Raw genomic sequence first — 13,028 nt, forward strand, 5'->3', positions numbered from 1 at the left:
GGGCGGGCCGTGGAGGCCCGGGTGTGGTGGCTGGACGGCCGGCCCGTCCTGGTCGGGCCGCACCCGGACGCCCCGCGCCGGGCCGTCGAACCCGACCTCACCGACGTCCCGGCGCTGGTCCGCCGGCTCGGCTGCCGCTTCGTGACCACCGACCTCGCCAGCCGGGCGGACGGCTCCGGCTGGCGGGTGGTCGAGGTCGGGGACGGGCAGGTGAGCGACCTGCCACGCGGGATCGACGCCTCGGAGCTGCTGGCCGCGCTGATCACCGCCTGACTGCCTGACGGTCCGCGCGGGAGGGACTGTCAGGCAGCTCGGAGTGTTCGGGCTCCGGGTTCGGGGCCACGCGTGCGGGCCTCCGGGTGCGGGGCCGCCCTATCCGGCGGCGACGGCCTCGGCCGCCGGGTGGCCGTCGGCGATGAACGCCTGCCAGAGCCGGCTGTAGGTGCCGCCCCGGGCGAGCAGTTCGGTGTGCGTACCGTCCTCGACCACCCGGCCGTGGTCCAGCACGACCACCCGGTCGGCGCGCTCGGCGGTGGTCAGGCGGTGGGCGATGACCAGGGTGGTCCGGCCGCCGCTGAGCCGGTCCGCGGCCTGGTTGACGGCCGCCTCGGTGGCCAGGTCGAGCGCCGCCGTGGCCTCGTCGAGCAGCAGGATGTCCGGGTCGACCAGCTCGGCCCGGGCCAGCGCGATCAGCTGGCGCTGGCCCGCCGAGAGGTTGCGCCCGCGGCCGGCCACCTCGTGGTCGTAGCCGTCCGAGAGCCGGACGATCATGTCGTGCGCGCCGACCGCCCGGGCCGCCGCCTCCACCTCGGCCGCCGAGGCGCCCGGCCGGCCGTAGGCGATCGCCTCGCGGACCGTGCCCGCGAAGAGGTACGCCTCCTGCGGCACCACGCCCAGGCGGTGGCGGTACTGCGCCAGGTCGTAGCGGGTGAGGTCGACCCCGTCCACCCGGACGGTGCCCTCCGTCGCGTCGTAGAACCGGGCGACCAGCTTCACCAGCGTCGACTTGCCGGCGCCGGTCTCGCCGACCAGCGCCACCGTCTGTCCGGCCGGGATGTGCAGGTCCACGCCGCTCAGCACGGTCGGGGCGCCGTCCGCGCCGCCGTTGTAGGCGAAGCCGACCCCCTCGAAGGAGATCTCACCGCGCAGGCCCCCGGCCACCGGGACCGGGTCGGCCGCCTCGGCGGTGGCGGTCGGGGTGCGCAGCAGCTCGCGGATGCGGCCGAGGCCCACCGAGGCCTGCTGGTACCCGTCGAACACCTGGGACAGCTGGTTGACCGGCGCGAAGAACAGGTCGATGTAGAGCAGGTACGCGACCAGCGCACCGACCGTCAGCGTCCCGGCGTCGACCCGGGAGGCGCCGACGATCAGCACCAGCGCGGCGGCCACGCTGGAGAGGAACTGGACGAACGGGAAGTACAGCGAGATGTAGAGCTGGGCCCGGACCCGGGCCTCGCGGTAGGCGATGCCGCGGGCCACGAAGCGGTCGGTGTTGGTGTCCAGGCGGCGGAAGGCCTGGACGATCCGCATGCCGGCCACGTTCTCCTGGAGGTCGGCGTTGACGCTGCTGATCAGGTCGCGGGAGCGCTCGTACTGGTCCTTGGACTTCTTGCGGAACACCAGGGTGGCGATCACCAGCAGCGGCAGGACCGCGAAGACCACCAGGGCCAGGCCGGCGTCGATGATCAGCAGGGCGGCGAAGATCCCGGCGAAGGTCAGCAGGCTGACCACGGCGGTGACCATGCCGGTCTGGAGGAAGGAGGTCAGCGAGTCCAGGTCGGTGGTCATCCGGGTCATGATCCGGCCGGTCAGCTCGCGCTCGTAGTAGTCCAGGCCGAGCCGGTTGAGGTGGGCGAAGATCTTGAGCCGAAGTGTGTAGAGGACCCGCTCGCCGGTACGGCCGCTGACCCGGTTCTCGGCGCTCTGCACCACCCAGTCCAGCAGGACCACGACGAGAGCGGCGAGCGAGGCCACCGCGACGCCGGACATCAGGCCCTTGCGGACGCCTTCGTCGATGCCGTGCCGGATCAGCACCGGCAGCACCAGCCCGGCCGCCGCGTCCAGGGCGACCAGCAGGAGGGCGATGAGCAGCGGGGTGCGGAAGGGGCGCAGCAGGCGGCTCAGGCTGAAGTCGGGGTCACCGGCCTCGGCCTCGGCGCGGGGGACGGCCGGGACGTCGGAGGCGGGCGGGAGGGCCGCGACCTTGTCCAGCAGGTCGGGGTCGGCGGTGCGGGCGGCCTTGGCCAGGGCGGGGGTGGGGAGGACGGGGGCGGCCGGGGTCGCCGGGGTTCCGGGGGTTGTGCCGGCTCCGGGGGTTGCGCTGGTTGCGGCGGTTCCGCCGGCTACGGGGGTTCCGGGTGCCTCTGCGGACGCCGGTTCGTCGGACGCCGTTTCGGGGGCGGACTGCCGGTCGGCGTGACCGGCCTCGGGATCGGTGATCAGGGCCCGGTACTGGGGACATCGGGCTTCGAGTTCCTCGTGCGTTCCGAGGTCCAGCAGCCGGCCGCGCTCCAGCACGGCGATCCGGTCGGCGAGTTGGAGGGTCGAGCGGCGGTGGGCGATCAGCAGCGTGGTGCGGCCGGTCATCACCGAGCGCAGCGCGTCGTGGATCTCCGCCTCGATCTGCGGGTCGACCGCCGAGGTGGCGTCGTCCAGCAGCAGGATCCGGGGGTCGGTGAGGATCGCCCGGGCCAGCGCGATGCGCTGGCGCTGGCCGCCGGAGAGCGTCAGGCCCTGCTCGCCGACCTTGGTGTCGTAGCCGTCCGGCAGCGCGCGGACGAACTCGTCGGCCTGGGCGGCCCGGGCGGCGGCGACCACCTGCTCGTCCGTCGCGTCCGGGCGGCCGTAGGCGATGTTGGTGCGGACCGTCTCGGAGAAGAGGAAGCTCTCCTCGGGGACGATGCCGACCGTCGCGCGGACCGAGTCCAGGGTGAGGTCGCGCAGGTCGTGGCCGTACAGGCGGACGGTGCCGGCGGCCGGGTCGTAGAAGCGGGGCACCAGCTGGGCCACCGTCGACTTGCCGGAGCCGGAGGCGCCGACCAGGGCGAGGGTCTCGCCGGGGGCCAGCTTCAGGCTGAGGCCGTGCAGGACGGGGGCGGGGTGCTCGGGGTCGTAGCGGAACTCGACCCGGTCGAACTCCAGGGCGATGTCGGGGGTCCGCGGGCCGACGAGCGCTCCTCCCGGAATGCTCTGCGGCGCGCTCTGCGGCGCGCTCTCCGGGCTCTCGCCGTGCGCGAGGTCCAGGGTGCGGGCGTCCGGGCGCTCCTGGACCAGCGGGCGCTCGTCGATCAGCTGCAGGACGCGCTCCACCCCGGCCCGGGCCTGCTGGCCGACGGTGATGACCATGGTCAGCATCCGCACCGGGCCGGTCATCTGGGCGACGTACGTGGAGAAGGCGACGAATGTCCCGAGGGTGACCCTGCCGTCGACGGCCAGCCAGCCGCCGAAGGCCAGGACGCCGACCTGGGCGAGCGCCGGGATCGCCTGCATCGCCGGGTTGTAGCGGGCGTTGAGCCGGATCGACCGGAGCCGGGCCGCGAAGAGGTTGCGGGAGGCCGTCTCCAGCTTGTCGAGCTCCTGGGCCTCCTGGCCGAAGCCCTTGACGACGCGGACGCCGCCGATCGCGCCGTCCACCACGCCCGCGACGGCCGCCGCCTCCTGCTGGGCGGCCCAGGTGGCGGGGAAGAGGCGCTTGCGGCTGAACGCCGAGACCCACCACAGCGCGGGGGCCATGACCACGGTGATCAGGGTGAGCGGCGGGGACAGCCAGACCATCACGACCAGCGACATGACGAACATCAGCAGGTAGCCGGTCATCATCGGCAGCATCGAGAGCAGGCCGTTGACCAGTTGGAGGTCGGAGGTCGCGCGCCCCACCACCTGCCCGGTGTCCAGCCGGTCCTGGCGGTGGCCGTCCAGCCGTCCGAGCGAGCGGAACAGGTCGCTGCGCATCTCGTGCTGGACGTCCACCGCGAGCTGGCCGCCGTAGTAGCGGCGGACCTGGGTGCAGCCGAAGACCACGAGGGCCGCGAGCAGCAGCACCACCGCCCAGGGGGCCAGCGAACGGGTGCGGGCGACGATGACGTCGTCGATGATCAGCTTGGTGACCAGCGGCACCAGCGCGGTGACGGCCATGCCGAGGAGCGAGGCTCCGAAGGCGAAGAGCAGGCTGCGGCGGGACCGCCAGCTGTAGCCGACCAGGCGGCTGAGCCAGCCGGCCGACTCGGCGGCGCTCTCGGGGGCGGGCTCAGGCGCCTCGGCGCGCTTGGCGGCGGGCCGGACGTTGTCGGGGGCGGGGTCGGCGTCTTCGGCGGCCGGCCCGGTGTTCCCGACGGCGGCCTGCGGGCTGTCGACGGGGGCCTCCGGGGTCGTGCCGGGGGCCGGGGGGCCGCTCGGGGATTGCTCCACCGTGGATCCGTGAGTCTCAGGCATATTTAGGGATGCTAACCATTTCGTCGGGTGGTCGCCACGGCGTTTTCCGCCCCGGGCGGGTTCGGAACGGGCCCTGACAGCCCGGATCATCCGGTCCGGCGGACTCGCCAACAGTCGATGGCCTGCGGTGATTCCCGGCCGAACACTCGCATGGCCCACTCCGCCCGAGCCATTTCCAGAGTCGCCGACGACCCTCGCGACACCCAGCGGCCACGGGCGGACGGGCGCCGTCCTTTGGGACTAGGCCTCCGGACGGGCCAACGGCGGGCTGCGGGCGGGCTACCGACGGGGACGTTCACCGGCAGACCTTCGCTCCCGACCATTCTCCGCCGGGCCGCTCTTCGTCGAAAACGAAGCCGGGAACGGAGCCGGGAACGGAGCCGAGGGCGCAACCGGAACCGTGGTCGGAGCCGGAGCCGGAGCCGGGGATGCGGGCTCAGGCCTCCGCGGCCGCCGGACCGCCGACGGGAGCGACAGCGGCGCCGGGGACGGCAGGGACGCCGGGGCCGCCGGCCGAGCCCGCGGCCGCCGCGAACGCGCCGTGGGCGAGGGCGTGGAGCAGGGCGGCCATGCCGTCGCGCTGGAGGGCGGCGCGCTCGCCCTGGTCGGGGTTCGGGCCGAGGCTGTGCGGGGTCGAGTTGATCAGGCCGAAGACGGCGTGCACGGCGGCCCGGGCCACCGGCTCGGCGGCGGGGTCGGCCAGCGGCGGGTAGGCCTGCCGGACCACGTCCACCCACAGTTCGACGTAGCCGCGCTGGAGCCGGCGGACGGTGCGCCGGTCCTCCTCCTTGAGGTTCAGCAGCTCGCGGTCGTGCAGGGTGATCAGGTCCCGGTCGCCCAGCGCGAAGTCGACGTGGCCGCTGATCAGCGCGTCCAGCGTGGCGGCCGGGCCCTCGCCGCCGCCCGCGCGGCGGCGCCCCTCGTCCAGCAGGCGCTCGCTGATGCCGATCAGCAGGTCCGCGAGCATCGCGTCCTTGCCGGCGAAGTGGCGGTAGAGCGCGGGGCCGCTGATGCCGACGGCCTTGCCGATCTCGTCCACGCCCACGCCGAGGAAGCCCCGGGCGGCGAACAGCCTCGCGGCCTCCCTGCGGATCTGGTCACGGCGGGGGAGCGCGGAGGCGGCGGGGACGTTGGGCATGCCGTCCATCGTAGACAGTCGGGTTATCGGCCGTTAACCTGGGCGCGTAAGTTAACGTTAATTAACGTGGCGATCACGGGCGGACCGCACCCGGCTGCCCACCTGGTCCGAGGGCAAGGGAGCTCTTGGGAATGGTCAACTCAACCGCCGGCACACCCACCGGCGTCCGGCTCGTCGCAGCGACCGGCACGGCGGCGGCGCCCGGCGCCGCCCCGGCCGCGGCAGCCGCACCGGCACCCCGGCTCGGCAGCTCCGCCGACCCGGGCTCCGAGGCGTACCGCGCCAACACCGAGGCGCACCGCGCCCTGGTCGCCGAGCTGCGCGCGAAGCTCGACGCCGCCGCCCTGGGCGGCGGCGCCAAGGCCCGCGCCCGGCACACCTCACGCGGCAAGCTGCTGCCCCGCGACCGCGTGGACACCCTGCTCGACCCGGCCTCCCCCTTCCTGGAGCTGGCCCCGCTGGCCGCCGACGGGATGTACGACGGCGCGGCCCCCGCGGCCGGAGTGATCGCCGGCATCGGCCGGGTCGCCGGGCGCGAGGTGGTGGTGGTCGCCAACGACGCCACCGTCAAGGGCGGCACCTACTACCCGATGACGGTGAAGAAGCACCTGCGCGCCCAGGAGGTCGCGCTGGAGAACCGGCTGCCCTGCGTCTACCTGGTGGACTCCGGCGGTGCCTTCCTCCCGATGCAGGACGAGGTCTTCCCGGACCGCGACCACTTCGGCCGGATCTTCTACAACCAGGCCAGGCTCTCCGCCGCGGGCATCCCGCAGATCGCCGCCGTGCTCGGCTCGTGCACGGCCGGCGGCGCGTACGTCCCGGCGATGAGCGACCAGGCCGTGATCGTCCGCAACCAGGGCACGATCTTCCTGGGCGGTCCGCCACTGGTGAAGGCCGCCACCGGTGAGGTGGTCACCGCCGAGGAGCTGGGCGGCGGCGAGCTGCACTCCCGCACCTCGGGCGTGACGGACCACCTGGCCGAGGACGACACCCACGCCCTCTCCATCGTCCGCACGATCGTGGCCGGGCTCGGCCCGCGCGAGGCCAGGCCGTGGCCGCTCACCCCGGTCGAGCCGCCGGCCGTCGACCCGGCCGGCCTGTACGGCGCCGTGCCGGTCGACCCGCGCACGCCCTACGACGTGCGCGAGGTGATCGCCCGGCTGGTGGACGGCAGCCGGTTCGCCGAGTTCAAGGCCGAGTACGGCGCCACCCTGGTCACCGGCTTCGCCCGGATCCACGGCCACCCGGTCGGCATCGTCGCCAACAACGGCGTGCTGTTCGCCGAGTCCGCCCTCAAGGGCGCCCACTTCATCGAGTTGTGCGACCAGCGCGGCATCCCCCTCCTCTTCCTCCAGAACATCACCGGGTTCATGGTCGGCCGGCAGTACGAGGCGGGCGGCATCGCCAAGCACGGCGCCAAGATGGTCAACGCCGTCGCCTGCACCCGCGTCCCGAAGCTGACCGTGGTGATCGGCGGATCGTACGGAGCCGGCAACTACTCGATGTGCGGCCGGGCCTACTCACCCCGCTTCCTGTGGATGTGGCCGGGCGCCAAGATCTCCGTGATGGGCGGCGAGCAGGCGGCCTCCGTCCTCGCCACCGTCCGCCGCGACCAGTTGGAGGCGCACGGCGAGCAGTGGCCGACCGAGGCGGAGGAGGAGTTCAAGCGCCCCGTCCGCGAGCAGTACGAGCGCCAGGGCAACGCCTACTACGCCACCGCCCGGCTCTGGGACGACGGCGTGATCGACCCGATGGACACCCGCACCGTCGTCGGTCTCGCCCTCACCGCCTGCGCCAACGCCCCGCTGGCGCCGCCCGCTCCGTACGGCGTCTTCCGCATGTGACGCCTCCTCGTGTCACCCCCGCGTCCGTGAATCCTCCCTTCCGGGTGTGACTCCCCGCGGCGCCGGCCCACCCGGGCCGGCGCCCGACCGCCCACCGCCACCTCCTTCGTACGGCTCCCCTCGACCCGGAGGAACGCCTCCCATGTTCGACACAGTTCTGGTCGCCAACCGCGGCGAGATCGCCCTGCGGGTGATCCGCACCCTGCGACGGCTCGGCGTCCGTTCGGTCGCCGTGTTCAGCGACGCGGACGCCGACGCGCCGCACGTCCGCGAGGCCGACGTCGCGGTCCGGCTCGGCCCGGCCGACCGCAGCGACAGCTCGGCGACCGAGACGTACCTGCGGACCGACCAGATCCTGGCCGCCGCCCGCCGCACCGGCGCCCAGGCCGTCCACCCCGGCTACGGCTTCCTCGCCGAGAACGCCGGCTTCGCCCGCGCCTGCGCCGACGCGGGCCTCGTCTTCATCGGACCACCTCCCGGTGCGGTCGAGCTGATGGGCGACAAGATCAACGCCAAGGAGGCCGTCCGGGCCGCCGGCGTCCCGGTGGTCCCCGGCAGCCAGGCCACCGCGCCCACCGACGAGGACCTCGTCGCCGCCGCCGACGAGATCGGCTACCCGGTGCTGCTCAAGCCGTCCGCCGGCGGTGGCGGCAAGGGCATGCGCCTCGTGCGGGACCGCGCCGACCTGCCCACCGAGATCGCCGCCGCCCGCCGCGTCGCCCGCACCGCCTTCGGCGACGACACCCTGCTGCTGGAGCGCTGGGTCGACCGGCCGCGCCACATCGAGGTGCAGGTGCTCGCCGACGCCCACGGCACCACCGTCCACCTCGGCGAGCGCGAGTGCAGCCTGCAGCGCCGCCACCAGAAACTGATCGAAGAGGCTCCCTCCGTTCTCCTCAACGCCGAGACCCGTGCCGCGATGGGCGCCGCGGCCGTCCGCGCCGCGGAGTCCTGCGGCTACACCGGTGCCGGCACCGTGGAGTTCATCGTTCCCGGCATCGACCCGGACGCCCCCGCCTCCGCCGCCGAGGGGGTGCGGGACTTCTTCTTCATGGAGATGAACACCCGCCTCCAGGTGGAACACCCCGTCACCGAGCTCGCCGTCGCCGTCGGCGCGGACGCGGCCCGGCTCGACCTGGTCGAGTGGCAGGTGCGCGTCGCCGCCGGCGAAGCGCTCTCCTTCGCCCAGTCCGACATCTCCTTCCTGGGCCACGCCATCGAGGCCCGCATCTGCGCCGAGGACCCGGAACGGGACTTCCTGCCCACCGGCGGCCGCATCCTCACCCTGGACGAGCCCCGGGGCGAGGGCATCCGCGTCGACTCCGGGGTCGCCCCCGGAACCGTCGTCACCAGCGCCTACGACCCCATGCTCGCCAAGGTCATCGCGTACGGGCCCGACCGCCCGACCGCGCTGCGCCGGCTCCGCGCGGCGCTGGCCGACACCCGCATCCTGGGTGTCACCACCAACACCGGCTTCCTGCGCCGACTGCTCGCCCACCCCGAGGTCGCCGCCGGCCGGCTGGACACCGGCCTCGTGGAGCGGACGGCCCAGGAGCAGCCGGCCCTGCTCACCTCGCCGTACTCCCCCACGAACGCGACCGACCCGGACGCGGCCGACCCCGACGCGGCCTCGGCGGCCGAACCGCCGTCGCCCGCCCACCTCCTCTACTACGCGGCCGCGCTGGCACGGCACCTGGAACTCACTCCGCCCGCCGATCCCGGCGGCTGGACCGACCCGTTCTCCCTTCCCTCCGGCTGGCGCCTGGGCGGCACCCCTGCCTGGACCACCCACCGACTCCGCACCCCCGGCCAGGACCCGGTGGCGGTGAGCATCCGTTCGATCACTGCGGGCAACGTAGCCGATGCCACTGACAATTCCGCCGGGCCCGTCCGCGAGCTGGAGCTCCGGCTCGACGGGGGCCCCGCGCACCGCGCCCGCGCGAGCCTGGCCGGCGACCGGCTGCACCTGACCGTCGACGGCCTCCGGACCACGTTCTCGCTGGCCACCGACGCCACCCCCGGCCCCGCCGCCGGACCGGCGACCTGGCTCGGCGTCGAGGGCGACGCCTGGCCGCTGCACGCCTACGACCCGGTCGTCGAGAGCGCCACCGGGGCCGGCGCGCACCACGGCGCCCTGACCGCCCCGATGCCCGGCACCGTCACCGTCGTCAAGACCACGGCGGGCGAGACGGTCCGCAAGGGACAGCCCCTGCTCGTGCTGGAGGCCATGAAGATGGAACACGTGATCGCCGCGCCGCACGACGGCGTGGTGGCCGAGCTGCGGGCCACCGCCGGCGCCACCGTCGCGATGGAGGACCTGCTGGTCGTGGTCACCCCGGTCGAGGACACGTCGGTCGAGGGCGCCCCTGCCGGGCCGGCCGCCGCCACCGTCCCCGCCGGGCCCGCGGAGGTGCGGTCGTGACCACCCCCGCCCCCACCCCCGCCCGCGAGCCCGACGCCCTCGACCTGGGCCTGCCCGATCCGGTCCGCGCCCCCGGCCTGCCCGAGGAGGTCCGGATCCACGAGGTCGGGCCGCGCGACGGCCTGCAGAACGAGAAGTCGCTGGTACCGGTCGAGGTCAAGGCCGAGTTCATCGCCCGGCTCGCGGCCGCCGGGCTGCGCACCGTCGAGGCCACCAGCTTCGTTCACCCGAAATGGGTACCGCAGCTGGCCGACGCCGAGGAGCTGGTCCCCCGGCTCGCCGGTCTGCCGGAGCGCCACCCCGGCCTGCGGCTGCCGGTGCTGGTGCCCAACGAGCGCGGCCTGGACCGCGCGCTCGCCCACCACGCCGCCGACATCGCGGTGTTCGCCAGCGCCACCGAGACCTTCGCCCGCCGCAACCTCAACCGCTCGGCGGACGAGGCCATGGCGATGTTCCGCCCGGTCGTGGGCCGGGCCACCGAGGCCGGGGTCGCGGTCCGCGGCTACCTCTCGATGTGCTTCGGCGACCCGTGGGAGGGCCCCGTCCCGGTCGACCAGGTGGTCCGGTACGGCGTGCGGTTGCTGGAGCTGGGCTGCGCGGAGCTGAGCCTCGGCGACACCATCGGGGTCGCCACCCCGGGCCAGGTCACCGCCCTGCTGGCGGGTTTCGCGCGGGCCGGCGTCCCGGTCGACCGGCTCGCCGTGCACTTCCACGACACCTACGGCCAGGCGCTCAGCAACACCCTGGCGGCCCTGCGCGAGGGCGTCACCACGGTGGACGCCTCGGCGGGCGGCCTGGGCGGCTGCCCGTACGCGAAGAGCGCCACCGGCAACCTGGCCACCGAGGACCTGGTCTGGATGCTGCACGGGCTCGGCATCCGGACCGGCGTCGACCTGCGCTCCCTCGTCGCGACCAGCGGGTGGATGGCCGGGCGCCTCGGCCGCCCGAGCCCGTCCCGCACCGTTCAGGCCCTGCTCGGCTCCGCCGGGGGCTGACCGCCCGCTCCCGTCCCCGGCGCCGGCCGCCCGCACCATCCGGCCGGCGCCCCGCACCACCCACACCGATCGACAGTCCATCCCTCAATCGCACCGTGCGACCGTCACACCGTCCGACGGACGCCGGTCACCCCGCTCACGTCCGCGGCCGACCCGGCCGGGCGCCAGGAGGATCACCATGCTCGACCACAGGCTCAGCAGCGAGTACGAGGAACTGCGGCGCACCGTCGCCGAATTCGCCCAGGACGTGGTGGCGCCGAAGATCGGCGAGTTCTACGAGCGGGAGGAGTTCCCGTACGAGATCGTCCGGGAGATGGGGCGGATGGGCCTGTTCGGCCTGCCCTTCCCGGAGGAGTACGGCGGCATGGGCGGCGACTACTTCGCCCTCGGCCTCGCCCTGGAGGAACTCGCCCGCGTGGACTCCTCGGTGGCGATCACCCTGGAGGCCGCCGTCTCGCTCGGCGCGATGCCGATCTACCGGTTCGGCACCGAGGAGCAGAAGCGCGAGTGGCTGCCCCGGCTGACCTCGGGCGAACTCCTCGGCGCCTTCGGCCTCACCGAGCCGGAGGGCGGGTCGGACGCGGGGGCCACCCGGACCACGGCGCGGTACGACGAGGCCACCGACGAGTGGGTCATCAACGGGACCAAGTGCTTCATCACCAACTCCGGCACCGACATCACCGGCCTGGTCACCGTCACCGCGCTCACCGAACCGATCGCTCGTTCGAGTGAAGAGGGCGAATTCCGCTCGCCTGCACGGGAGATCTCCTCCATCATCGTGCCCACCGGGACCCCCGGCTTCCAGGTCTCGAAGAAGTACTCGAAGGTCGGGTGGAACGCATCCGACACCCGCGAACTGTCCTTTACCGACTGCCGCGTTCCCGCGGCCAACCTGCTGGGCGAGCGTGGCCGAGGCTACGCCCAGTTCCTGCGGATCCTCGACGAGGGCCGCATCGCGATCGCGGCCCTGGCCACCGGCCTGGCCCAGGGCTGCGTCGACGAGTCCGTGAAGTACTCCGGCGAGCGCCGGGCCTTCGGCCGGCCGATCGGCGCCAACCAGGCCATCCAGTTCAAGCTTGCCGACATGGAGCTGCGCGCCCACACCTCCCGCCTGGCCTGGCGGGACGCCGCTTCCCGGCTGCTGCACGGCGAACCGTTCAAGAAGGAGGCCGCGATCGCGAAGCTGTACTCGTCCGAGGCCGCCGTCGACAACGCCCGCGAGGCGACCCAGATCCACGGCGGGTACGGCTTCATGAACGAATTCCCGGTCGCCCGCTTCTGGCGCGACTGCAAGATCCTGGAAATCGGGGAGGGCACGTCTGAGGTCCAGCGCATGCTCATCGCCCGGGAGCTCGGCGTCGGTTCGTGACGACCGCATCCTGACGGTCGCCTTCTGAGCCACGCCCACCGGGCCGGCACACCGGTCAACACACCGCTCCGCGACGAGAGTTGGGGAGCGCCACGGCGAAGGAGGAGTCAGGGGAAGGCGTCAGAAGGAGGCATAGGAGGAGGTGTCGCGGCGGCTTCGGGAGAAGCCGCCGGAACAGGGCCTCAGGGGATCACGATCACCGGGCGGTTGGCCCGCCGCGCCAGCCGTCCGGAGACCGAGCCGAAGATCTTGCCGAGAAGGCCGTGCGTCGTGCCGACGACGATCGCGTCGGCGGCGTACTCACGGCCGACCTCCTCGATCTCGTGGCAGATGTCCCCTCCGCGCTCGACCAGGATCCACGGCACCCCGGTGAGGAAGTCCGCGCAGGCGAGCTCCAGGCCGAGGACCTCGGTCCGGTGGTCGGGGAGGTCGACGAAGACGGGCGGCTCGCAGCCCGCCCAGACCGTGGCGGGCAGGCGGTTGGCGACGTGCACGATCACCAGGCCGCACTGCGAGCGGCGCGCCATGCCGACGGCGTAGGCGAGGGCGCGCTCGCTCGACAGCGAGCCGTCGAAGCCGACCACCACACCGTGCTGGAACACCGGGTCGAGGGACGGCGCCGGGGTGTCCTGCCCGGACGGCTCGGTGGGCCCGCCCAGTGGGCCGGCCGCGCCGGAAGCCGCCTCCGGGTACTCGGCACCCGGGCCCAGGCGGCCCGTCACCGGAACCCCGGCGGGGTCGGCCGGAGGCTCGCCACGCCGCTGGCGGGGCCCCGGGCGGTCACGGCGGGCGAGGCTGCCCCGGCGGGCGAGGCCGCGCAGAGCGCGCG

General features: G+C 74.0%; 8 protein-coding genes. 5 read left to right on the top strand and 3 right to left on the bottom strand.

Annotated elements, in window-relative coordinates:
* Positions 1–273: ATP-grasp domain-containing protein (locus tag AE652_RS21265; RefSeq protein ID WP_049653900.1), on the top strand; the 273-nt coding region annotated here is incomplete at its 5' end.
* 99 nt (positions 274–372) lie between these two features.
* On the opposite strand, the gene AE652_RS21270 is transcribed toward AE652_RS21265, so the two are convergent.
* Together AE652_RS21270 and AE652_RS21275 are read right to left on the bottom strand one after the other, a co-directional pair.
* Complete coding sequence (locus AE652_RS21270) at positions 373–4,431, bottom strand: ABC transporter ATP-binding protein (protein WP_082345873.1); 4,059 nt, start codon at positions 4,429–4,431, stop codon at positions 373–375.
* Between the two features lie 436 nt (positions 4,432–4,867).
* Positions 4,868–5,569, bottom strand: a complete 702-nt coding sequence (locus tag AE652_RS21275; protein ID WP_049653910.1) for a TetR/AcrR family transcriptional regulator — start codon at positions 5,567–5,569, stop codon at positions 4,868–4,870.
* Positions 5,570–5,700: 131 nt separating this feature from the next.
* Here AE652_RS21275 and AE652_RS21280 point away from each other — a divergent pair, with 131 nt between their 5' ends.
* The 4 genes from AE652_RS21280 (at position 5,701) to AE652_RS21295 (ending at position 12,199) form a co-directional block, all read left to right on the top strand.
* Positions 5,701–7,413, top strand: a complete 1,713-nt coding sequence (locus AE652_RS21280; protein WP_082345874.1) for a carboxyl transferase domain-containing protein — start codon at positions 5,701–5,703, stop codon at positions 7,411–7,413.
* Between the two features lie 142 nt (positions 7,414–7,555).
* Positions 7,556–9,835 (top strand): biotin carboxylase N-terminal domain-containing protein, encoded by a 2,280-nt coding sequence (locus tag AE652_RS21285; protein WP_049653902.1) that lies wholly within the window; start codon positions 7,556–7,558, stop codon positions 9,833–9,835.
* Complete coding sequence (locus AE652_RS21290; protein ID WP_049653905.1) at positions 9,832–10,830, top strand: hydroxymethylglutaryl-CoA lyase; 999 nt, start codon at positions 9,832–9,834, stop codon at positions 10,828–10,830. The genes AE652_RS21285 and AE652_RS21290 overlap by 4 nt, the downstream gene beginning before the upstream one ends.
* Positions 10,831–11,008: 178 nt before the next feature.
* Positions 11,009–12,199: an acyl-CoA dehydrogenase family protein gene (locus AE652_RS21295; RefSeq protein ID WP_049653907.1), complete on the top strand. Its 1,191-nt coding sequence runs from the start codon at positions 11,009–11,011 to the stop codon at positions 12,197–12,199.
* Between the two features lie 182 nt (positions 12,200–12,381).
* On the opposite strand, the gene AE652_RS21300 is transcribed toward AE652_RS21295, so the two are convergent.
* Complete coding sequence (locus AE652_RS21300) at positions 12,382–12,858, bottom strand: universal stress protein (RefSeq protein ID WP_049653914.1); 477 nt, start codon at positions 12,856–12,858, stop codon at positions 12,382–12,384.
* Positions 12,859–13,028 lie beyond the last annotated feature (170 nt).

Origin of the sequence: Kitasatospora sp. MY 5-36 (genome assembly GCF_001182915.1) — a bacterium.
Lineage (GTDB): Bacteria > Actinomycetota > Actinomycetes > Streptomycetales > Streptomycetaceae > Kitasatospora.

Excerpts from the sequence above, each read along its gene's own strand:
- AE652_RS21295 (WP_049653907.1), top strand. The coding sequence starts at position 11,009 with ATGCTCGACCACAGGCTCAGCAGCGAGTACGAGGAACTGCGGCGCACC.
- AE652_RS21285 (WP_049653902.1), top strand. The coding sequence starts at position 7,556 with ATGTTCGACACAGTTCTGGTCGCCAACCGCGGCGAGATCGCCCTGCGG.
- AE652_RS21275 (WP_049653910.1), bottom strand. The coding sequence starts at position 5,569 with ATGCCCAACGTCCCCGCCGCCTCCGCGCTCCCCCGCCGTGACCAGATC.
- AE652_RS21270 (WP_082345873.1), bottom strand. The coding sequence starts at position 4,431 with ATGCCTGAGACTCACGGATCCACGGTGGAGCAATCCCCGAGCGGCCCC.
- AE652_RS21280 (WP_082345874.1), top strand. The coding sequence starts at position 5,701 with ATGGTCAACTCAACCGCCGGCACACCCACCGGCGTCCGGCTCGTCGCA.